We start from the raw sequence: 22674 nt of genomic DNA on the forward strand, positions 1-22674 counted from the left end.
GAAAACCAGTTGCACTGGGTGCTGGATGTGAGTTTAGGTGAGGATGCGTGCCAGATATACCGTGGTAATGCAGCGACTAATCTTGCCACGATGCGACACTTTGGTTTGAATATGTTACGCGCTGAGAAGCGAAAAATGAGTATCAGAAGAAAGCAGCGTCAGGCATTGATGAATGAGGCTTATTTGGATGCGGTGCTTGAAGCCGGCATGAGTGTGGTTATTAAATGACCACTCGTAATCTCACCCTGGAACCATTAGTGCTTAAGTTTTTTAATACTAAGTAACAGAAATACTGTATTCATATCGAGTCTAATGCCGAGTAATTTAAATGCTCGGCATTTATTTTTTCGTTAATTTACCTCAAATCTATTGTCCATAGATTTAGTCGTTAGAAGTTGCAACGCTTTCTTATGATCCCAATATTCTAAGAGTTTTGAATGATGAAAAAAGAAAACATATTGTTATTCTCACTGTCGTTAGCGGTATTTGGCATCATAACAACAGAGTTGTCTATTATTGGTTTGCTACCTTATGTTGTTCAACAATTTCAGGTAGACATTCAACAAGCTGGTTTCTTAGTTAGTATTTATGCCATTGTGGTTGCATTCACTGGTCCTTTTGTGACGCTATTTATGTCTGGGTGGAATCGTAAGTATGTGCTGGCTGGGATACTTGCATTATTTGTGGTGTCAAACTTGGTGTATGCGAATACGCAAGAATACTCCACCATGATGATATTCCGTATTTTACCCGCGTTAGTCCATGCGGTGTTCTTCTCGGTAACTTTAGTGGTCGCTACCAGTATGGTTGCAGAGAGTGAGCAGGCGAATGCCGCAGCGAAAGTATTTGCAGGTGTTGCAGTTGGCCTTGTTTTAGGTGTTCCAGTGAGTTCATTTATTGCGGAGCAATATTCTTTATCAGCAGCGTTTTATTTCGGCCTAACAGCATGTGCTATCGCTCTGGTGAGTGTTTTATTGTTGATGGAGAACATGCCCGTAAGAACTAAGATGTCATTTGGAGCGCAGGTAAATATCTTACGAAACCCTGCTATGTGGTTATCCTTGATGACTGTCGTGTCTATCTTTGCTGCAATGTTCTCTTCATATAGTTATATCGCTGAGTATTTGAGCACAGTGACAGGTATGAGTGGTAAGTTAATCAGTGCAATGCTGATGTGTTTTGGTATTTTTGGCGTAGTAGGTAATTTCATTTTTGGTCATCTAATTAATGCCAATATGCTAAGAGCCGTAGTGTTATACCCGATAATGCTTTTAGTGATATTTGCAATGATAAATTTTTTAGGTTTCTCATATTATTTTATGATTGCTATTATCGTTTTCTGGGGCGCGGTACACTCTGCAGGTTTATTGGTCAGTCAGACATGGATTATGGATGACGCTGGTGATGCACATGTTTTTGCTAATAGTTTATTTGTTTCATTTTCTAACTTAGGCATCACGATTGGATCGGCATTTGCCGGGTGGTTTATATATAAGATTGGCATCGAAAACTTATTTATGGTGAGTTTTATGTTCACTGCTTTAGCATTAGTCAGTATTTTGATTAAAGTTAAATTATATAAATCCCCCTTAAAAGAGTTAGTTTAAACCTGTTTTTCTTAGCGATTCAGTTTTAAGATATAAATGCGTTTGTATTGAAGGATAAACTTTCAACAAATTGTAAGGCAACTAATTCCTTGTACGACTTAGTGATGGTCATTTTGATGACTTAATCAGAGTAAGTTAATAGCGTAAGCTACGACCAGAGTATAAAATGGGTGTTAATCACTGAGCGGCAGCTAATTTGTGATGGATTAACAACGTTTTTATATACAATACTTTCGTATATCCATTGAGTGAGCTAACTATGAAATCGTCAAATAATCTGCAAGGTAAAGTGGCTTTTGTACAAGGTGGTAGCCGTGGTATCGGTGCCGCCATCGTTAAGCGTTTAGCGAGTGACGGCGCCGCGGTTGCCTTCACTTATGTGTCATCTGAAGCCCAATCACAATTGCTTGTTGACGAAGTTATATCGCAGGGTGGTCAAGCCATTGCCATTAAGGCCGACAGCACAGAGCCAGAGGCGATCCGTCGTGCCATTCGCGAGACCAAAGCGCACTTCGGTGGTTTAAATATAGTGGTTAATAATGCGGGTACGCTGATTTGGGATAGCATCGAAAATCTGACGCTAGAAGACTGGGAACGAACAATTAACACTAACGTGCGCAGTGTGTTTGTGGCGAGCCAAGAAGCCGCGCTGCACATGAATGACGGCGGCCGCATCATCAATATCGGTAGCACTAACGCTGAGCGTATTCCGTTTGTAGGTGGTGCGATTTACGGCATGAGTAAATCGGCATTAGTCGGTTTAGCCAAGGGATTAGCGCGGGATTTAGGCCCACGTGCGATTACGGTGAACAACATTCAGCCAGGCCCTGTGGATACCGATATGAACCCTGATAACGGTGATTCATCTGAGCCAATCAAGGCGATGGGTGCTCTGGGTCGCTTTGGTAAAGCCGAAGAGATTGCTAGTTTTGTCGCTTTTATCGCGGGTCCTGAAGCTGGCTACATTACAGGTGCGAGTTTGATGATTGATGGCGGGTTTTCAGCATAAGCTTTGTCTGTATTTATCTTTTAGGCAAAAAGTTTGATTCCAGTCATTAATAAGCCTGCACAAGAGTCACTCTGGCGGGCTTTGCTTAAGTTGTGGCTAGTTATGCAGAATCAATATGTTAGAGCATAAAAACTCCTTGAGTATGATGGTAAGACCTTAGTTCGTTGTTACTCAAATTATCCGTCAGCAAAGCGTGGTTTTATTGAAATGGTGGACTATGGCTTGAGTCAGGCAAGGCAAATTAATTTGCTTGTTGATGAACTATTGTTACAATCCGCCGGTCTTATCTGCAGCTAGCTGTGAATAGACGTTTATTTTTATCTTTATAATCAAAGAATAAGACGAAGGGAAATCCAAATTTCTAAGTTATCGACTAAGCAAACAGGCAACTTATGGGGCGTGATGGTGTTTACCATTCTGACCTTGTTCTGTTTGACTCAAAACAGTGGAATACTTAACTTGTTGCTCAAAGAGTCGAGCGCGCAAGCGATGTCGGCTACGTCTTTTTCTGGAGCTGGTTTTGGCGCCAACTCAGTTTTAAACTCAAGTTCAGCTTTAAACAGCAGCTCAGCTTCAAGCAATATGGCTAGTCACGTCGATGCCCAAATGGCGGGTACTGAGCTGGTCAAAAGCGATCCTAAAAAATGTGAATTGTCTGAGAAATCGATCCGAACCTGTATCGACACTCCGAGTAGCATCCCATTTCTTATCCTGTTGTTCCTACTGCCGTTACTTCCCCGCGCCTCCCGCGTGATAACACTGTTACCCATACAAGGTTATCAAGCTAAACCTAGGCGAATACATCTCACTCTCTGTCGCTTTCAAGAATAGAAATAATTTACTTATCAAACTGATAGGTGAGTTTATTCTGACGCCCATTCTCTAGCTCGATAGTTGGCTTTTCTTACCCGTTTACCGGTTAAAAGGACCATTACCCAGCTGCAGAACGTCCGCTTTTACACATCCTCTCTCCTATCAAATTTCTTGAATTAAGCCTGCTATCACACTGATTTTTCTTAAGCCATCACGCCCTTTGTAATGGGGGCAGAGTTAAGCAGTAAAGCAAGCATTTACAGGGCATAACGAACGGTTCATGCCAATGGGGACAAAATGAGTACATTAAAATCCATGTTAACCAGATTCTGGATACTCGCCTTAATAGTGACGAGCCCGTCGCTATTGGCCGCATCGACGGGGTGGTTAGTTAACGATAATCACCCGCCAGCCAAAGTACGCTTTATGCTGACGGGCGAAGTTGATCCCGCAACGAATACTTTGCCCGCGGTGCTTGAAGTACAACTTGAGGGTGATTGGAAAACCTATTGGCGCAGCCCTGGTGAAGGCGGTATCGCGCCGACGATAAAATGGAATGGCTCTCGCAATCTACAGCAAGTAGATTGGAGGTGGCCAGCGCCAGAGGAATTCTCATTATTGGGATTACAAACCTTTGGTTACAAAGGTAATACCACCTTTCCCTTAACCCTAAAAGTCGATGATATCGCTGCTCCAACTCAGCTGCGTGGCAAAGTGACCTTGTCGACCTGTACCACTATCTGTGTACTGACGGATTATCAGATTAGTCTCGACTTCACGCCCAATGCGCTGCAAGCGGATACCGATGCCATGTTGGCTTATAACAAGGCCGTGTCGCTTGTGCCACAAAAAGTGTTGTCCCAAGAGGGCCAGAATCCTGCGGTGACAATGGGTTGGGATGCCGCCAAAGGTCAACTTGAAGTCAGACTCAATGATGCCAACTGGCAGAGTCCAACCGTGATTATCGATGGCGAGCCAGATACCACATTCAAGCTAGTGAGCTTAAAGCCAAGCGAAAGAGATGCTAACGGCAAGCAATTGATTGGGATTTTTAGCGGTAAAAGTTGGCTGGGCGAGCCTGAAGTTTTGGGTAAATCACTGAACATAACTGTCGCCGATAGCGAGCGGGCGTTGGAATACAGCGCCGAGGTTAAGCCTGTGGTGATTTCCCAAGCAAGTACCTCGATATTTGGCATGATTTTGTTAGCGCTTATCGGTGGTTTGATCTTAAACGTCATGCCCTGCGTGTTACCCGTTCTCGGCATGAAGCTCAGTTCAGTGGTTGCTGCGCCTGATCTGAAGCGTAATCAAATCCGCCAACAGTTCATCGCATCAGCGCTGGGGATATTGGCCTCATTCTGGTTACTGGCTGGCTTTATCTTAATGCTTAAGCTCACGGGTCAAGCGATTGGTTGGGGTGTGCAGTTCCAAAACCCTTGGTTTATCGGCTTTATGGCGCTGGTGACCACAGTGTTTGCCTTCAATATGTTAGGTGTGTTTGAGATCAACTTACCCTCTAACGTGCAAACCAAGTTGGCGACAACGGGCGGCAATAATAACAGCGGCCATTTTTTACAAGGCATGTTTGCGACGCTGCTGGCGACACCGTGCAGTGCACCATTTTTGGGGACTGCGGTCGCCTTCGCCTTGGGCGCCGATGTACTGAGCCTGTTTGCCATCTTTACCGCGTTGGCCGTGGGTATGGCGTTCCCTTGGTTGATTGTGGCGGCATTTCCGCAAGTGGCGGGTTATTTCCCTAAACCCGGTCGCTGGATGAATACAGTCAAAGTGTTTTTCTCCGGCATGTTGCTCATCACCAGTTTGTGGCTGATTAGCCTGTTGGCCAGCTTTATTGATGTGCTCTACCTGTGGCCATTAGCGGGTGTCATTACACTGATATTTATGGTGTTTATGGCTAAGAAATATGGCGCGATTGCTATTGTGAGCTGCTTAGGTATCGGCATTTTACTGTCGGCGGTTATTGCATTTATGACGGCGAACCAGTGGGCTAAACCTTTACCTGCGGATCTTGCTTGGACGCCATTGGATCAAGCATTGATTAATCAGCAGGTTGCCAAAGGCAAAACTGTGTTTGTCGATGTCACTGCCGATTGGTGCATTACCTGTAAGGCCAATAAAGTTGGCGTGATCTTGCAAGATCCAGTCTATAGCCTGTTGCAACAGCCGCATATTTTGCCGATGAAGGGCGATTGGACCACGCCTTCTGAGCCCATAACTCACTACCTGCAAAGCCATAATCGTTTCGGGGTGCCATTCAACGTGGTTTACGGCCCGGGTGCACCGCAAGGGATTGAGTTACCGGAAATTCTATCGACTGACCTTGTGCTTGCTGCGATTGAACAGGCCTCTGCGTCCCCTGAAAAGTCATCCGTAGCGGCAGGGAAATAACGCTAACGACTAGCCGTTCACTCGGCAATATCACTAGCCAATCTCGTACGGTAGCTCGCCGAGTGACACTCAACAAATACTCAGGTCAGGAAGCCCCTGACCTGAAACAATGGAAATCAATTATGAAACAGACAATTAAAGCACAAAACATCACTGAATCAATGCAGAATACTCAAGTCATCGGAGGCACTAAAATGTCGAAATTTAGCTCTTTATTTAGCTCTTTACGGAAACATCGCAAGTTACAGATGTTTGCTGTCTCGGGTGTCGCCATGGCAATGTTGGTGGTTTCCTTGCCTTCGGTGAGCACCATGGCCTATGCCAAGGACAGCAGTCTATCGGCTGCCCAGCAGCAAGAGGTGCGAGCGATTCTTAAAGATGCCTTGATCAATGATCCCGATCTAATGAGAGAGGCGATTATTGCGTGGCAAGCAAGGGAGCAAGAGGGGGCAAATACAGCCATGCAAACCAGTCTTGTGACTCATCATAAAGCCATGTATGAGACCAAAAGCGATCCGTGGAAGGGCGCTGCGACACCTGAGATTGAGATGGTGTACTTCACCGATTTTAACTGCCCATACTGCAAGAAAATCGAGCCTTCGCTGAACCAGCTGATTGAAGAATTTCCGCAGTTAAAAATCATAGTAAAAATGGTACCGCTGCAGGGCGAAGGCTCCAAAATGGCGGTCGATTTTGCCCAAACGGTTTGGTTAAACGAGCCTGAAAAGTATCTCAAGGTGAAGGATATGCTGATGTCGAGCCCGCGTGGACTCGATGCCGCCGCCATCGCTAAGGTCGCTAAACTGACGGCAACTGAGCGTTGGGTGGGCAACACAGATGCGCGCGTCGCTAAAATGGTCGATGACAATGTTAATTTAATGAATGAGTTAGGCATAGGTGGCACGCCAAGTATGATAGTGGCCGATACGCTTATTCCCGGATTAGTGCCTTACGAAGTGTTAAAAGAGCAGCTTGAAGCCGCGATTGCCGCTAAAGATAAGACGCAGAAGAGCAGTTAAGATGCCGCCAAAGGAAACTGAAAATATGAGCGCCGAACAAGTTTCGATATCTTTACCTAAACGCATATTGGGCTGGATTAAGCAGCTGGCACTTTGGCTGCTCATTGCCCTTATCGTGACCAGCGTGATGGACATCTGGCGCGGCAAAGATATCCCGCGGGATAATTTGCCGCAGCTCCAAGGGACGACGTTGGCTGGGGAAGCGCTTGATATTGCCACGTTAAGCCAAGATCAGGCGGTATTAGTATACTTTTGGGGCACTTGGTGCCCTGTGTGTAATTTTGTCAGCCCTGCAGTCAATCAAATGTCGGCCTATTACCCCGTGGTGACGGTTGCCATGAATTCGGGGGAGGATGAGAAACTGAGAAAATATCTTCAGCATCAAGGCTATGGCTTTGACACTATTAACGATAGTGACAGCAAGATTGCCCGTGATTGGTCATTGCAGGCGACGCCAACCATTATGATCTTTAAAGAGGGTGAGCTAAAACACTATACGACAGGCTTTACTAGCCTGCCAGGCATGTGGTGGCGAATGCTATTCACCTAAAGGTGATACATCAGGGGCTGTTTTAAGGGAGAAAAAAGCGCTAATTTAGGTTAGCGCTTTTTATTATCAACTTATTTCAGGACTAGGCAACTAGCTGAAAGCTTAGGGTTTACTTCACTAAGGTGAGCAGTGGCGCCTGACTCACGACTTGGAAGTCGAGCGCCATAGTCACACTGAGCGCCGTAATAGTGATGATTGAAAAACCAAACACTTGGCGAGCCCAGCGGTGCATGTCGACGCCGTGGCGATAACCTTTTAATGCCATGGCAAGCCACCACAGACTAGTGGCACAGGTGACTGCCATAAAGGCGATACCTGTGTAACCCGCGAGTGGTAACAGCGCACTGACTAAGGCGAACACGGCAATATAAAGCACGATATGCAGTTTTGCTTTGGTCATGCCTTCTGCAACTGGCAGCACAGGGATATTGGCTGCCGCATAGTCATTAAAACGGAAAATCGCGATGGCGTAAGAATGTGGCATCTGCCATAAACTGAACATCAACAGCAAAATAGCCGCGCCCATGTCCATTTGCCCTGTCACACTGCAATAGCCAACCACGGGCGGTACTGCGCCCGAGAAGCTGCCAACTAAAGTGCCATACACTGAGTTACGTTTCATGTAGAGGCTATAAACCCCCACATAAACGATGTAACCAATAACGGCAAATAGCAGGGCTAATGCATTGGTAAACAAGGCTAAGATGCTAAAGCCTAACACACCTAAGGCGAGTCCAAACGTGAGTACGTTACCCACGGCAATTTCGCCCGTGACAGTGACGCGTTTGCAGGTGCGCTGCATCTTGGCGTCGATATCACGGTCAATACAGTTATTGATTGCGCAACCCGAGGCTACGACCAAGGACAATCCCACTAAGCTCGCCAGCATCAAGACCAAATTTACGTCGCCTTTGGCGGCTAATAAAAAACCGCCAGCAACGGAAATCAGATTCCCGAAAATGATGCCAGGCTTAGTCACCTGCACATACCCTTTGAAGCGTGCTTTCCATTGCGGTGACATAAATCTGTCTTGTGTTTGCATAGACTGTTTCTCGTTACATCATCAAAGCGTTGGCTTCGAGTATGATCCACACCGACAGGCCGACTACCATGACAATAATCAGGGCGGTAAACAGGAAGGAGAAGGTATTTACTTTGCCTTCTTTCGAGAAATCTAAGTGCAAGAAGTACTTAAGATGTACCACTATCTGCACTATCGCCATCACTAGCACTAAGCTAAGGGTGGTCGCTTTCTCGAAGTGATGGGTCATTACCGCCCAAAATGGAATGGCGGTTAATACCACAGACAGCACAAAGCCCATTAGATATGACTTAATGCTCGCGGCCAGATCGTCAGTGCCATGGCTATGCTTATCAGTATGACTATGTGCGCTCATTACAGTGCTCCCAATAAATACACGACCGTGAATACACAAATCCATACGATGTCGAGGAAATGCCAGAACAGGCTTAAGCAGCTCAGGCGGGTGATGCTGCGATGACCTAAACCGGTTTTCGCCACTTCAATCATCATGATCGCCATCCAAATCAGACCTGCGGTCACGTGCAAGCCGTGCATACCGACAAGGGTGAAGAAGGACGACAGGAAAGCGCTGCGCTGCGGGCCATTGCCATGTTCAATCAGGTGATGGAATTCATAGACTTCCATCCCGATAAACACACAACCGAGGGCGAAGGTGACGAGTAACCAAGCCAAGGTTGCGGCTTTGTTGTGGCGCTTAGCAAAAATCAGCGCCATGCCATAGGTAATACTACTGACGAGCAGGGCGGCAGTTTCGATCAGCACAAAGTCCAATTCGAAAATGTCTTTACCCGAAACGCCACCGTCCGTGTTCATGTAGAGCACTGCATAGGTTGCGAAAACCGAGGCAAACAAAATGCAGTCGGTCATCAGGTAAATCCAAAAACCAAACAGGGTGTTGCCACTCGTATCATGGTGTTCGTGATGATCTTCTGCGTGAGCTACTTCTAAATCTGCTGGGATTGCAATACTCATATCAGCCCCTTACTACATTGTTTAAGTGGGCATTTTCAATGCGAGCCACTTCATCGGGTTGCACGTAATAGTCGACGTCATTGTTATAGGCACGGAATAAGAACACGATAAACGCGCCCACTAAGCCCACAATGGCTAACCAGAGAATGTGCCAAATAGCGGCAAAACCCGCGGCAGTGATCCCCAGCGCCATTAAGATACCGCTTGGGGTATTTTTCGGCATATGGATTGGCTGATAGTGTTTGAGGTCTTGATAAGCCAAGCCTTTTTCTTTCGCATCGGTAAAGGCATCGATATCATCAACCTGTGGCAGCTTAGCGAAGTTATAGAACTGGGGTGGTGAAGCGGTTGACCACTCTAAAGTATGGCCATTCCATGGATCGCCCGTGGTATCGCGGTTTTGGTCGCGGTCACGGATACTCACGTACAGTTGGATAAACTGCAGAATGATACCGACCATGATGATGCAAGCACCCACAGCGGCTAAGTAGATCCATAGATTCCATGCCGGGTTATCCGTATGGCTAATTCGGCGCGTCATACCCATAAAGCCTAATACGTACAGCGGCATAAAGGCCACGTAGAAACCGATTTGCCAGCACCAGAATGACGCTTTACCTAAACGCTCATTCAAGTGGAAACCTGTCGCTTTAGGGAACCAGTAAGCAAAGCCAGCTAAGTAACCAAATACCGCACCACCAATAATAGTGTTATGGAAATGCGCGATTAAAAACAAACTGTTATGTAGAACGTAATCGGCTCCTGGTAAGGCTAATAGCACACCTGTCATACCGCCTATGGTGAAAGTCACCATAAAGCCTAGCGTCCACAACACAGGTACCGTTAACCGTAGGCGGCCACGATAGATAGTGAACAACCAGTTAAACAGTTTTACCCCGGTTGGAACCGCAATCACCATAGTCATCACCCCGAAGAAGGCGTTGACGTTGGCACTTGAGCCCATAGTGAAGAAGTGGTGTAACCAAACGATGAAACCTAAAATTGAAATCGCACCGCTCGCCCACACCATAGAGGTGTAACCGAACAAACGCTTAGCCGTAAAGGTTGAGATCACCTCGGAGAAAATACCAAAAGCAGGCAAAATCAGGATGTAAACTTCAGGATGTCCCCACGCCCAAAATAGGTTGATATACATCATGGCGTTACCGCCACCGTCATTGGTGAAAAAGTGGAAATCCATATAACGGTCGAGCGTTAACATGGCTAACACGGCGGTTAAGATTGGGAATGACGCGACGATCAAAATGTTCGCCCAAGTACAAGTCCAAGTGAAGATTGGCATTTGCATCAGCTTCATGCCGGGGGCGCGCATCTTAAGTACGGTGGCGATAAAGTTCACCCCGGTTAAGGTTGTTCCTATGCCTGAAATTTGCAGTGCCCAGATATAGTAATCGACTCCAACCCCGGGACTGTAAGCCAGTTCTGAGAGGGGGGGATACGCCACCCAACCTGTTTTAGCAAATTCACCTAAACCCAATGAAATATTGATCAGCACAGCGCCAGAGGCGGTCAGCCAGAAACTGAGGTTGTTCAAGAAGGGGAAGGCAACGTCGCGTGCGCCAATCTGCAGCGGCACTACTAAGTTCATTAGACCTATCATAAATGGCATCGCCATAAAGATAATCATGATCACGCCGTGGGCGGTGAAGATCTGGTCGTAATGTTCTGGCGGCAGATAACCTGCGGCGCCGTTGGTGGCGAGGGCTTGCTGGGTACGCATCATAATGGCATCGGAGAAGCCACGAATGAGCATCACCAAAGCCAACACTATGTACATGATACCGAGGCGTTTATGGTCAACTGAGGTTAACCAATTATTCCAGAGTACGCTCCATTTTTTGTGTTTAGTGATCAAAGCTGCGATATACAAACCTACCACTGCGACGACCGCTAGGGTCACCATGATGATGGGCTCGTGATACGGAATCGCATCTAAGCTTAATTTACCGAGAAATGACATGATTACTCCGCCTCCACTTTGTGAGTGGATGAGTGCTCTAAGGATGAAGGTTCTGTGGATGAATCCTGTGTTAATGACGGTGCAGAAGGTGTTGAACTATCCATGTCGGCCATGTTCTGTGTATTTTCCATCGCGTGCTCGCCTGCCATATGTGCCATGTCGTGCATACCTTTCATGTCTGCCATGTCAGATGTGTGCTCAGTGCCCATGTGTTCCATGCCTGCGTGCATGTCCATTCCTTCGTGACTTTTCATGCCCTCATGTGAGTCCATGTGCATGTATTGCATCACGATTTGGTCAAACATCCCTTTGCTCACTGATCCAAAGTATTCAACTGGGTTGTATTCACTCGGTTTAGCCAGTGTGGCATAGGCCGCTGAGTCCAATGTCTTGCCCTGTTGTTTTAACTTGGCTACCCATGCCTTGAAGTCGGCAGGTGTTTGAGTGGCAATCGCTTTAAACTTCATGCCCGCAAATCCGGCGCCGCTGTAGTTAGCCGAGATACCGTCGAAGGTGCCTGGCTCGTTAGCGATCAAATGCAATTTAGTGGTCATGCCCGCCATAGAATAAATCTGGCTGCCTAACTGAGGGATGAAGAAGGAGTTCATCGCAGTGTCAGAGGTGATCTTAAAGTTCACCGGCACATTGGCAGGGAACGCCAACTCATTGACCGATGCCACGCCTTGTTCTGGATAAATGAATAGCCATTTCCAGTCCAGCGACACTACTTCAACCGTGACGGGTTTAGCTTCGTGTTCTAAAGGTTTATATGGATCAAGAGCATGGGTCGAACCCCAAGTGATCACACCTAGCACTATCACAATCACAATCGGCACTATCCACACGACGGTTTCAATCGCCGTTGAGTGTGCCCATTTAGGCGCGTAGATTTCCTGATCACGGCCATCGCGGTATTTCCACGCGAAGTACAATGTCATGGCAATCACAGGGATAACGACAATGAGCATGAGTAGGGTGGCGACGATAATCAGGTGTTTTTCATCGATACCGATTTGGCCCTTAGGGTCCAACACACCGCCATCACAACCCGCGAGCATGAGTGCTACTGCCGCGATTGCTGCTTTACTTAATTTTCGAATTAACAAAGGAAGATTCCTCTAACCCTAAGGTTTACAACTCTGCCAAGCGTGAACCGGCAGTCGCACTAAGTGGCGTTATCTGATCGCAAATCCTGAGACCCAAGAGGTATGACACAACAATGTGCCGCCATCCCGAGGCCAATCGAAGATCAGCTTTCAGCGCTTAATGCTTAATTTGAATTTAAAAACAGAGGGTTAAAATGGCGGAGCGCGACAACCGTGGGCGGTATGTTCGAGGGATTTTAGCCTTGGGGGTGCTAAAAAAAGTGAAGCGTTAGTTAAATCGAGATGATTGAAAAATTTGAAGCAGCAGTCGATTAAATGCCATAACTGCAGAATAACGAGGGGATTGAGTAATAACAGGCTGAGCAAACTAGCGCCGATAAACTCGGCTAAAAAGCCATTGCTGAGGCTGATTAATTCACTAATATCGACACAACCGCCGATCAACACGGATAAAACGTCAGCAATAGGCAGCACAAACAATAACCCGAAAAACAGGGTTAGATTTGTCATGCTAAAGGTTGAAAGCCGAATAGTTAGGTTCAATCTTTCAACAATGAATTGGCTAAGAGCTAATTTCAATTAATGAGTCCGGCTGAACGGGAAAAGGAGTCAGTTGGCAGAACAAAAAATATTCAGCATGTAACTTTTTTATGCGGCAGGAGGATACCAAGAAGCGGCTATTGAATGAAAGCGGATCCCCGTAGTAAAAGGGCTTTAGTATTAAAAAAACCTTAATTAAAACCAAATTAGATCTTTAGTTTTACAAGATTAACAGTATTTAAACTGATTTTGTTCTCATAAAATAAAAAATTGTGAAGCCTCTCATTTATTCATTTTGACTAAAGTTGATTTGCTCGTGGCGTCATTGAGTTGATTACAGCCCCTATAAACATGTTTGCTTTACCCGCAAAAAGACTAGGCTTAACTTCTATGGCAGGGCTAATGTTGCCGATAGTTGTCTTGATGGGTTAGCTTGTTTGTCGCAAGATTGGGCTCGCCAAGTTTGGCTGTATGATTAAGTGCATTTGAGATCGGCATCCCAAATAAAAACATCACGTTAAATGAGTGATTGTGTCAGTCATTTACGCTATTTACATTAGATAAACCGATTATTAAACTGTGAACTTATCTCGCCCCTGATATGTGCTTGAGATTGAGCCTGTGAGTAGGGCATGATGCTTCTCAATTCTCGAAGTGCGTCAGCATGAAGGACTACACATAAAGTCATTTATCCCATACCTTAAGGTAAACATTTTCATCGCCTTAGCTTACGTTATTGTAGGTAAAATTGGTTTGATGATTGCTTTGCCGCCTGGATATTCTGCTGCAATTTGGCCTGCCGCAGGTATTGCTATTGCCGCTTGTGTTTTATGGAAAGAATATGCGCCTTGGATTGGCGTGTTCATTGGTTCTTTGTTGATTAATCTCAACATTAGCGGACATATCCATTGGGGGTGGTTGCCCTTTGCGATTTCAATTGGCTCATCTATACAGGCAGTGCTTTCTGCCTATGTTCTTGGGCGAGTCGATCATTTATTCACCCTAGATAATCCTAACGCCGTCATTAAATCCTGCTTGAGTTTAGCTTTAACTTGTACTGTAGCGACTGTTTTTGGCAATTTCTCCTTAGTGATTAACGGTACGATTCCACAGTCCGATTTACTGGGTAGTTTAATAAATTGGTGGACTGGGGATTTGCTCGGTGCCGTGATTTTTATCCCTCTGACTATGTTGCTATTTGATAAGCGAGTTATTTGGCGTTCTCGCCGCATTCAGACGGGTGTGCCTTTGCTGGTGGGCTTTTTATTCTGCGTGGGGATTTATTACTACTCAGATATGAATCAGCGCCAACAGTTACGGGATAAGTTTCTGGTTCAATCTAATGCAATTATTAGCAATATTGAAAGTTTTCAAGATGCTAACCTCCAACAAATTGTTGCCTTAGCAAGCTTGTTCGATAATAGCGAGCAGGTTTCTGAGGATGAGTTTGTACAGTTTGGCAAACGCAATATGTTGATGAAGGATGGCTTTAGAGCTTGGTCTTGGTCACCGCTTGTGGCGGCAGCCGATCAGCAAAGTTTTGAGGCATCAATTCGTTCTGTGGTTGGTGGTTCCTACAAAGTGACTCGTCCCGAAGGCTGGCAGGCGAATACTGATGGTTGGCTAGTCCCTGTGATGTATATTCAGCCGCAGATAGGTAACGAAGCGGCCTTGGGATTAGATCTCAATAGTGAGCCGACGCGAGCCGCAGCCATCGCAAAAGTGCGTGCGACGTTAGCACCCGTGATGACAGCCAAGATTCAATTAGCACAAGATCCCAATGGCCCTGGTGGCACCTTACTCATTGCTCCTGCTTTTGACAGATTGGGTAAGATCTCAGGGTTTTGTTCAGCTGTAATTGATTTGCAAGGCATTATTGATGATGTTGATAGTGTAAAAGGCTTGCAGTGGCAACTGACAGATATGAGTGCGGGCGGTACCTTACTTTATAGCAATACTCAAAAATCGTTTCCCGAATTTAGCAGCAAGCTCTTCAGCGATAAAACTGGGCAGTATTTTCAGGCAAATCTGATGTTAGCGGATCGTCATTGGCATATAGTGATTTATCAATCCTATGCGGTGCTGATGGGCGATACTTTTAGCTTATCGCTACTAATGCTGCTGCTCGCCTTTATCACTTGTGCGGTCGTGGGCGGTATGACACTGGTTTCCTCCGGCGAGCGCCAACGTATTGCCGAAAAAGTGACAGAAAAAACCATGGCATTGTCGAAGGAAATTGCCCGCCGTCAGGCTTTTCAAGCTACCTTGGTCGAAAGTGAGCAAAAATATCGAAACCTATTTGATAAGGCCCCAGTGGGGCATGTGCTTAAACGTTTAGACGATGGTCAATTTGTGGCGATTAACCCCGCCTTTCAAGCGATTACGGGTTATTCGCTCGATGAGCTTAATCAACTTGATCCTTGGGATCTTACCCCAAAGCGTTATCAATTAAGTGAAACTGAGCAATTAGAGCGCTTAAAGCAGACGCGCCGTTACGGCCCCTATCAGAAGCATTATTTACATAAAAATGGCCAATTAGTGGCGGTGCGCCTCAACGGGGCTTTAGTTACTGGTGCTAATGGTGAACAGCTAATTTTGTTTATCGTCGAAGATATTACCGAGCAGGAGCGTACCGTTGCGCGGGTAAATCTTTTGGCACAAGTATTTCAGCAGAGTGGTGAAGGCATCACGATTATGGATGCCAACGATATCATTGTGGATGTGAATAGCGCATTTTCTCAGATCACGGGTTATTCCAGAGAGGACATTATTGGTAAAAACTGCCGTTTTATAGAGGCTGAACGAACGGATAAAAGTATCGATTCTCAAGTCCGTGCTGCCCTCGAACAAACGGGTTTCTGGCAAGGTGAAGTCTGGGATAGGCATAAACAAGGCTACGATTTTCCGAAATGGTTGATGATGTCTGTGGTGCGGGATGATTCTGGTGCCGTGAGTCACTATATTGGCAGCTTTACCGATATCAGTGAGCGTAAAGTCAGTGAGGAACGCATTCATTTCCTTGCCCATCATGACTCTTTGACCTTATTGCCTAATCGACTGAGCTTGCAGTCGCGCCTCGAAGTGGTGTTTAAGGATGCTCTGGTATCCCACAGCCAAATAGCGGTAATGTTTATCGACATGGACCACTTTAAAAATATCAACGATACCTTGGGCCATCATGTGGGCGATCAACTGCTGCTAGAGGTGGCCCGACGTTTGAAATACATCGTTGGTGATAATGATACTGTGGCGCGTTTGGGGGGCGATGAGTTTGTGGTTGCCTTGTCCGATACGAACCATGATGAAGTGGCCAGTTTAGCCGAGGCGCTGCGCAGTGGTTTGAGTCAAACCTATGTGATTAATAATCAAGCATTACATTCATCGCCAAGTATAGGGATCAGTTTATTCCCCAATGATGGTGACAGTGTTGAAGCCTTGATGAAAAATGCCGATATGGCCATGTACCGCGCAAAAGCGGCTGGACGCAATAACTATCAATTCTTTACTGCGGCAATGAACACTTTGATCACTGAGCGCCAGCATATTGAAACTGGCCTGAGGCAAGTGTTAGCAAACGACGAATTGCGGCTGCATTATCAGCCACAAATTGATATTAGAAGCGGGCAAGTGGTCAGTGTCGAAGCGCTTGTGCGCTGGCAGCATCCCGAATTTGGCATGATAGCGCCTGACCGTTTTATTCCCATTGCCGAAGAGATTGACATGATCATCCCAATTGGCCAATGGGTGTTAGAAACGGCGATGGCGCAACTTGCTGTCTGGCGCGCTGCGGGTGCCACTGAATTGCGAATGGCGGTGAATCTGTCGGCACATCAACTTCGTAAGGATACGATAGTCGCCGATATTACCAATGTGCTGGTGAAGCATAAGTTGGGCAAAGGAGCGCTGGAGCTGGAGATCACCGAGAGTGTGGCGATGCAATATCCTGAGCAGAATGCGCGCCTATTAGCGGAATTGCGCCAACATGGTATCGAACTCGCCATCGATGATTTTGGTACAGGATATTCCTCTTTATCCTATTTGAAACTCTTGCCCTTAGACAGGTTAAAGCTCGACCGATCCTTTGTGAAGGATATTGAGACCGACTCGAATGATGCAGCCATTAGCGCTGCAACTATTTCTATGTCCCATGAATTGGGGTTAACTGTGGTCGCTGAAGGGGTTGAAAACGAGGCGCAATTGGTATTATTGTCGAGTATGGGGTGCGACTTAGTGCAAGGGTTTTACTTTAGTAAACCCTTAGCGGCAGAAGAGTGTTTCCGCTTTATCCAGCGTAATTTATAACGGCAGAGTGTTGTTGTTTTTCTAATGCTGGCGCAGAGTTGGACTATACTTGAGTTCGCATTATGCATGCGTTAATCAAAATACTAAGGATGGTTTTATGCAAGTCATCTTCACTAAAGGTACTCAGCGTTATGGCCAGTTGCGCTGTGTGCGCATGGACGGTAGTGCGACCCAAACCCGAATGCCAGAACAAGGTATAGCACCTCACGATATGATCCATTATGTGGTTGAAAAACGCCTGCATATTCAAGGCGCTTTCTTCTCGCAGATCAGAGCTGGCGCCGATATCAGCTTTACCTTAGAGCATAATGAAACCTCCCGCGCCATCGCTGATAAAACGGAGGTGTGGCAAACCGAATCCATAGTTGAGACCCTGCAGTCGCTACTGTGGTCGGGTGAAACGCCAACCTATGACGGCTTTATTTATCTGTTAGAGCAAGCCTGTAGCAGTCGAGACTTGGCCGTTCCTACTGTTAACCAAACAGATTTTGATCATATTCTCAATGAGATTATGGATTTGAGTGTCGAGTGGCAGGGAATGGGAGAAGGTCAGTCCTTGACCTTGAAGTTCTAATCTATTGATTAGGGCGGTGAGTGGCTAAATACCTTCCCCTAAAAAGACTTTGGTATAGCGCGGCTGGATCCAAGCGCTATCACCTTTGTTTATGCCAAGCTGTTTAAATTGCACTTTAGATAATTCAACATGGATCAGTTGGTTATCTAGCTCAGTTAGGACTTCTAATCTCACTGCTGGGCCAACTATGGTCACTAAGTCTAAACTGACTTTAAGGGCATTTTCAGTTGGTTGTGTCAGTACCTCGATTTCGTGTGGGCGAACATAGGCCAAGCCTTGTTGCTCTTCACTAATAGTGTGCTCAGGTGAGGGAATGTGAATATTGCCTATAGTGCTATGCCCTTGTTTTACCCGGGCATGAAATAGGTTCACATTGCCAAGAAACTCGTACACAAAAGGATTGCTTGGATTATCATAGACTTCTTCTGGCGTACCTTGCTGCTCGATACGGCCTTGATTCATCACTACAATTTTATCTGCGACTTCGAGTGCTTCTTCCTGATCATGGGTTACAAATACGGTAGTGACATTAATCTCATCGTGTAAGCGTCTTAACCAGCGGCGTAATTCTGCGCGGACTTTTGCATCGAGCGCGCCAAAGGGTTCGTCTAACAGTAGAACCTTAGGTTCGACCGCAAGCGCGCGGGCGAGTGCGATGCGTTGCCTTTGACCGCCTGAAAGTTGTGATGGATAGCGATTAGCAGTCCAATCTAATTGGACGAGTTTGAGTAATGAATGCACCTTATCGGCAATTTCTGCCTTAGTCGGACGTGTCTTTCGTGGTCTGACTGTGAGTCCATATGCGACATTTTCGAATACAGTCATATGTTTAAACAGGGCGTAATGTTGGAATACAAAACCGACACCGCGTTCACTCACATGCTGTGTGGTGATGTCTTCGCCATTAAATCTGACTATGCCACTGTCGGCCTGTTCGAGTCCGGCAATAATCCTGAGTAAAGTTGTTTTGCCTGAGCCGGATGGACCTAAAAGGGCTGTCAGCTCTCCTGTTTTGATCTCTAAATTGACCGAGTCCACGGCAACAAAATCACTAAAACGCTTATTAACTTGTTGAATGTGTATGCTCATAATGCTCTGTTCCCAAGGACGTTGCGTTTAGTTAATTTGATGTTTGCGCTCATCTTTCCACTCCACAAGGCTTTTCAGCACTATAGTGACCAGTGCTAAACCTGTGAGCAGGGATGACACGGCAAACGCGGCCGTAAACATGTATTCGTTATAAAGCACTTCTATGTGTAGCGGCATAGTATTGGTCTCACCGCGAATGCGTCCAGAGACCACTGCTACCGCCCCAAACTCGCCCATAGCACGGGCATTACACAGGATCACGCCGTAGAGTAAGCCCCACTTAATGTTCGGCAGTGTGACGTACCAAAAGGTCTTTAAACCACTGGCACCTAGGGTGAGTGAGGCCTCTTCTTCATCTTTGCCCTGTTGCTGCATCAGTGGGATGAGTTCACGGGCAATAAAGGGTAAAGTGCCGAACATGATGACAATGACTATGCCCGGAACGGCAAAAATCACTTTTAAATCATGGGCCGCAAGCCAAGGCCCAAACCAGCCTTGGGCACCAAAGAGGATCACAAAAATCAGCCCGACCACGACGGGTGAGATAGCGAAGGGCATATCGATTATTGAGATCAGTATGGTTTTGCCTCTAAACTCAAATTTAGCAATGGCCCAAGCGATGGCTACACCAAAAATAGCATTAGTGGGTACAACAATAATTAACACTAACAAGGTGAGTCGAATGGAAGCGAGCGCATCGGGATCTGTCACGGCTTGCCACCAGACCTTGAGACCCGCTTCAAAGGCGCCGTAGAGCACAACCGCTAATGGAAAAACCAGAAACAGTGCGAGAAAGCTTAATGCGATCCCGATTAAACTCCACTTTATCCAAGGAGCCTCAGTAGTAGCGTGATGATTTACAGTCGATATTTGGCCCATAGACTTAACCTCTTTTACTCGCCCACCACTGTAGGCTATTAATTAATAACAATAAGAGGAAAGCTGCTGCGAGCATGACCACGCCGATAGCCGCAGCGCCGTTATAGTCATATTGCTCAGCTTTGGACACTATCAGTAGCGGAGTAATTTCGGTGCGATAGGGCAAATTGCCCGAGATAAAAATGACGGAACCATATTCGCCCACTGCACGTGCAAAGGCTAAGGCGTAACCCGTTAATAATGCAGGTAATACCGCAGGTAGGATCACTCTTCTTATGGTGGTTAATCGATTAGCACCGAGGGACGCTGAGGCTTCTTCAAGTTCCTTTGAAAAGTCTGCTAAAACCGGTTGTACTGTTCGTACGACAAAGGGCAATCCAATGTAAGTTAAGGCGATTACAACACCAATTTGACTGTAGGCGACTTTAATGCCCCATAAGTGTAAATATTGACCTACCCACCCGGTAGTCGAATAAAGCGTTACGAGCGCGATACCTGCGACAGCCGTCGGTAAGGCAAAAGGCAGATCGACTAAAGCATCGACGACTTTTTTACCAAAAAATTGATAACGTACTAACACCCAAGCGACGAGAGTCCCAAAAATGGCATTAATACTGGCGCCAATAAAAGACGCTGTAAATGACAGCTTGTATGAGGCTACAACCTGAGGATGACTAATTGCGACCCAAAAGTCAGCCCAACTCATTTGCAGCGTAAACAGAACTAATCCGGCTACAGGAATAAGAAATAGCAAACTTAAATATAAAACTGAGAAGCCTAAGGTAATACCAAATCCAGGTAGCACAGATTTTATGACAACCTTGCTCATATCATTATTCCGTCGCGAGATAAGTGAAACCAATGGGCGGTTTCGTATTAATGAAACCGTGTAAAAGATTACTTGCTAATCTTGGTTAAAATAGAATCGAATTGACCACCATCATTAAAATGCGTTTTTTGTGCTTTGTTCCAGCCACCAAAAACCTCATCAATGGTAAAGAGCTTCAGTTGTGGAAACTTGTCTTTGTATTGCAACGCAATGTCTGGGTTTGTCGGGCGATAAAAGTGTTTTGCAGCTAGGTGTTGTGCTTCATCAGTATAGAGATGTGCTAAGTAAGCTTCTGCTAACTTACGTGTCCCTTTGCGATCGACATTTTTATCTACCACTGTCACTGGTGGCTCGGCAAGAATGCTGACACTTGGAACAATGATTTCAAATTCACCTTTTCCTAACTGCTCAACTGATAATATGGCTTCATTTTCCCAAGCGATGAACACATCGCCAATTTTACGCTGTACAAAGGTATTGGTTGCGCCACGGGCGCCAGAGTCCAGCACAGGTACGTTTTTATAAATCTGAGTGACAAACTCTAACGCTTTTTCTTCTGAGCCGTATTGCTTCAGTGCATAACCCCAAGCGGCGAGATAGTTCCAGCGCGCCCCGCCTGAAGTCTTAGGATTTGGGGTAATGACCTCTACACCTTCACGAACTAAGTCATTCCAGTCATGGATATTTTTGGGATTTCCCTTGCGAACCAATAGCACTATTGTCGAGGTATAGGGCGAGCTATTGTGTGGTAGGCGACTTTGCCAATTTTCAGGAATTAAATCCGCTTTTTGCCTTAATGCATCAACGTCATAGGCCAGTGCCAGAGTGACAACATCCGCTTCTAATCCATCAATAACTGAGCGAGCTTGCGAGCCTGAACCACCGTGAGATTGACGTATGGTTGGGGCTTTATGGCCTTGTTTTTGCCAATATTGGCTGAAGAGTTGGTTATATTCCCGATAGAATTCACGGGTTGGATCATAGGAAACATTCAATAGCGTATCTTCAGCGAGTGCGAGAAAACTAGCCGAGGCCAAAACTAAGGTGAGTGTTGCTTTTTGTAGGTGAGATAAAATATTCATACCGAAATCCTCATATTATTTAATAAGGCTTCCGGTTGACCGGTCAGCTATGTGGTCTAACTGTGTTGATTGGGTGGTAAATTTCGTTTTTATTTCGACGGCGTAACTTGGTCTAAACGAATTTTTTCTTTCTTTTCTAATTGCACTAATTTCCCATGGTGAAAGGTTAATTCCACTGTCCCAAACTCAATTCTACCCAGTAGTTTTTCTAAACTATTGACGAGCACGGGGATCACGGTTTGTAGATCTTCTTTGGTTGCCATATAAGTCCTCATGTAAGTGGTTTTTGACAACGTAATTGGAATTATAATCAAATATTGATAACTAAAAAGTTACATTTTGCGATTTGATATTCTTTTATGTAATAAGTGTGTCTTTTGTGTGTTTGAGTTTACGAGATCGTTAGACTGGCTCTGAGTTGCACTTTCTATTTGATAGATAAGATTACCAATAAGCACATCAATGAGGGGCCACTGTCCATGTCCGGAATCGACATTAATGTGGCCACTTAACCCTAAGTTGATTGTTGGGAATCCAAATTTTTTTGCCAGTTTTGCAGCTTGATTAAAGGGCATCCAAGGATCGTTTTCACTGGCAATGACAAGCCCAGTGACACCTAAGGGATAATGGAATGGACCCATCCACTTTTAATCGGCCTCGCAATGGGCCACGATGTAGTCGCTAAAACTCATCAGAAAGAGGACGGGTCCACCTATGAAGATTACTACAATCGGTTTAGATATCGCAAAGTCTGTTTTTCATGCTGTTGGTGTCGATAAAGCAGGCAAGTTAATCAAAAAGAAAATGCTTAGACGCAAAGACTTGCTGCCCTTTGTCGCGAAAATTGAGCCTTGCCTTATCGTTATGG

The 22674-nt window shown here is 45.8% G+C and carries 21 protein-coding genes and 1 pseudogene; 10 read left to right on the forward strand and 12 right to left on the reverse strand.

The genetic code is table 11. The features are described from left to right. The 7 genes from L5M28_RS22395 to L5M28_RS22425 all read left to right on the forward strand — a co-directional run. Positions 1-228, forward strand: a 228-nt coding sequence (locus L5M28_RS22395) for a transposase (protein ID WP_411569183.1), incomplete at its 5' end; no start/stop codon positions are given. A gap of 209 nt (positions 229-437) precedes the next feature. Beyond that, positions 438-1607 carry an MFS transporter gene (locus tag L5M28_RS22400; protein ID WP_263167962.1) on the forward strand — a complete coding sequence of 390 codons (1170 nt, stop codon included), beginning with the start codon at positions 438-440 and terminating at the stop codon, positions 1605-1607. 259 nt (positions 1608-1866) lie between these two features. Continuing rightward, positions 1867-2616: a 3-oxoacyl-ACP reductase family protein gene (locus tag L5M28_RS22405; protein WP_263204438.1), complete on the forward strand. Its 750-nt coding sequence runs from the start codon at positions 1867-1869 to the stop codon at positions 2614-2616. Positions 2617-3018: 402 nt separating this feature from the next. Further along, positions 3019-3447, forward strand: a complete 429-nt coding sequence (locus L5M28_RS22410; protein WP_263147332.1) for a hypothetical protein — start codon at positions 3019-3021, stop codon at positions 3445-3447. Between the two features lie 279 nt (positions 3448-3726). Then, positions 3727-5838 carry a protein-disulfide reductase DsbD family protein gene (locus L5M28_RS22415; protein WP_263147335.1) on the forward strand — a complete coding sequence of 704 codons (2112 nt, stop codon included), beginning with the start codon at positions 3727-3729 and terminating at the stop codon, positions 5836-5838. Positions 5839-5960: 122 nt separating this feature from the next. Beyond that, positions 5961-6857: a DsbA family protein gene (locus L5M28_RS22420; RefSeq protein WP_263204439.1), complete on the forward strand. Its 897-nt coding sequence runs from the start codon at positions 5961-5963 to the stop codon at positions 6855-6857. 25 nt (positions 6858-6882) lie between these two features. Further along, positions 6883-7407 (forward strand): protein disulfide oxidoreductase, encoded by a 525-nt coding sequence (locus tag L5M28_RS22425; protein WP_263176900.1) that lies wholly within the window; start codon positions 6883-6885, stop codon positions 7405-7407. 109 nt (positions 7408-7516) lie between these two features. Here the strand turns inward: L5M28_RS22425 and cyoE are convergent, their stop codons facing one another. From cyoE to L5M28_RS22455, 6 genes are all read right to left on the reverse strand, one after another. Beyond that, positions 7517-8449 carry a heme o synthase gene (gene cyoE, locus L5M28_RS22430; protein ID WP_263176898.1) on the reverse strand — a complete coding sequence of 311 codons (933 nt, stop codon included), beginning with the start codon at positions 8447-8449 and terminating at the stop codon, positions 7517-7519. Positions 8450-8462: 13 nt separating this feature from the next. After that, positions 8463-8804, reverse strand: a complete 342-nt coding sequence (cyoD, locus tag L5M28_RS22435) for a cytochrome o ubiquinol oxidase subunit IV (protein WP_168826283.1) — start codon at positions 8802-8804, stop codon at positions 8463-8465. Then, positions 8804-9424, reverse strand: coding sequence for a cytochrome o ubiquinol oxidase subunit III (cyoC, locus tag L5M28_RS22440; protein WP_011787513.1), 621 nt, complete (start codon positions 9422-9424; stop codon positions 8804-8806). The genes cyoD and cyoC overlap by 1 nt, the downstream gene beginning before the upstream one ends. A 1-nt stretch (position 9425) precedes the next feature. Next, positions 9426-11405, reverse strand: a complete 1980-nt coding sequence (gene cyoB / locus L5M28_RS22445; protein ID WP_263176896.1) for a cytochrome o ubiquinol oxidase subunit I — start codon at positions 11403-11405, stop codon at positions 9426-9428. 2 nt (positions 11406-11407) lie between these two features. Beyond that, positions 11408-12511, reverse strand: a complete 1104-nt coding sequence (gene cyoA / locus L5M28_RS22450) for a ubiquinol oxidase subunit II (RefSeq protein WP_263204440.1) — start codon at positions 12509-12511, stop codon at positions 11408-11410. A gap of 189 nt (positions 12512-12700) precedes the next feature. Continuing rightward, positions 12701-13090 carry a hypothetical protein gene (locus L5M28_RS22455; RefSeq protein WP_198572438.1) on the reverse strand — a complete coding sequence of 130 codons (390 nt, stop codon included), beginning with the start codon at positions 13088-13090 and terminating at the stop codon, positions 12701-12703. A gap of 615 nt (positions 13091-13705) precedes the next feature. Between L5M28_RS22455 and L5M28_RS22460 the strand changes: the two genes are divergently transcribed. Together L5M28_RS22460 and L5M28_RS22465 are read left to right on the forward strand one after the other, a co-directional pair. Then, positions 13706-17353 (forward strand): EAL domain-containing protein, encoded by a 3648-nt coding sequence (locus tag L5M28_RS22460; RefSeq protein WP_263204441.1) that lies wholly within the window; start codon positions 13706-13708, stop codon positions 17351-17353. Positions 17354-17450: 97 nt separating this feature from the next. Continuing rightward, positions 17451-17927 carry a cytoplasmic protein gene (locus tag L5M28_RS22465; protein WP_263204442.1) on the forward strand — a complete coding sequence of 159 codons (477 nt, stop codon included), beginning with the start codon at positions 17451-17453 and terminating at the stop codon, positions 17925-17927. Positions 17928-17951: 24 nt separating this feature from the next. Here L5M28_RS22465 and L5M28_RS22470 read toward each other — a convergent pair whose 3' ends face one another. The 6 genes from L5M28_RS22470 to L5M28_RS22495 all read right to left on the reverse strand — a co-directional run bounded on the left by L5M28_RS22470 (position 17952) and on the right by L5M28_RS22495 (position 22447). Continuing rightward, the gene (locus L5M28_RS22470) at positions 17952-19016 is read right to left on the reverse strand and encodes a sulfate/molybdate ABC transporter ATP-binding protein (protein WP_113940221.1); all 1065 of its coding nucleotides are present in this window, start codon (positions 19014-19016) and stop codon (positions 17952-17954) included. 27 nt (positions 19017-19043) lie between these two features. Further along, positions 19044-19895, reverse strand: a complete 852-nt coding sequence (gene cysW, locus L5M28_RS22475; protein ID WP_113940222.1) for a sulfate ABC transporter permease subunit CysW — start codon at positions 19893-19895, stop codon at positions 19044-19046. 4 nt (positions 19896-19899) lie between these two features. Next, the gene (gene cysT, locus L5M28_RS22480) at positions 19900-20724 is read right to left on the reverse strand and encodes a sulfate ABC transporter permease subunit CysT (protein ID WP_011790693.1); all 825 of its coding nucleotides are present in this window, start codon (positions 20722-20724) and stop codon (positions 19900-19902) included. Between the two features lie 68 nt (positions 20725-20792). Continuing rightward, positions 20793-21806 carry a sulfate ABC transporter substrate-binding protein gene (locus L5M28_RS22485; protein ID WP_263204443.1) on the reverse strand — a complete coding sequence of 338 codons (1014 nt, stop codon included), beginning with the start codon at positions 21804-21806 and terminating at the stop codon, positions 20793-20795. An 89-nt stretch (positions 21807-21895) separates the two neighbouring features. Continuing rightward, entirely contained in the window at positions 21896-22069 is a 174-nt protein-coding gene (locus L5M28_RS22490) for a YezD family protein (protein ID WP_105250676.1), read from the reverse strand. Between the two features lie 69 nt (positions 22070-22138). Next, on the reverse strand, positions 22139-22447 hold the full coding sequence (locus tag L5M28_RS22495; RefSeq protein WP_263204444.1) for an alpha/beta hydrolase: 309 nt from the start codon (positions 22445-22447) through the stop codon (positions 22139-22141). 73 nt (positions 22448-22520) lie between these two features. Here L5M28_RS22495 and L5M28_RS22500 point away from each other — a divergent pair. Further along, a pseudogene (locus L5M28_RS22500) lies at positions 22521-22674 on the forward strand (IS110 family transposase); the annotation flags it as partial.

Origin of the sequence: Shewanella sp. SW32, from assembly GCF_025653365.1 — a bacterium.
In the GTDB taxonomy this organism is placed as follows: Bacteria; Pseudomonadota; Gammaproteobacteria; order Enterobacterales; family Shewanellaceae; genus Shewanella; species Shewanella oncorhynchi.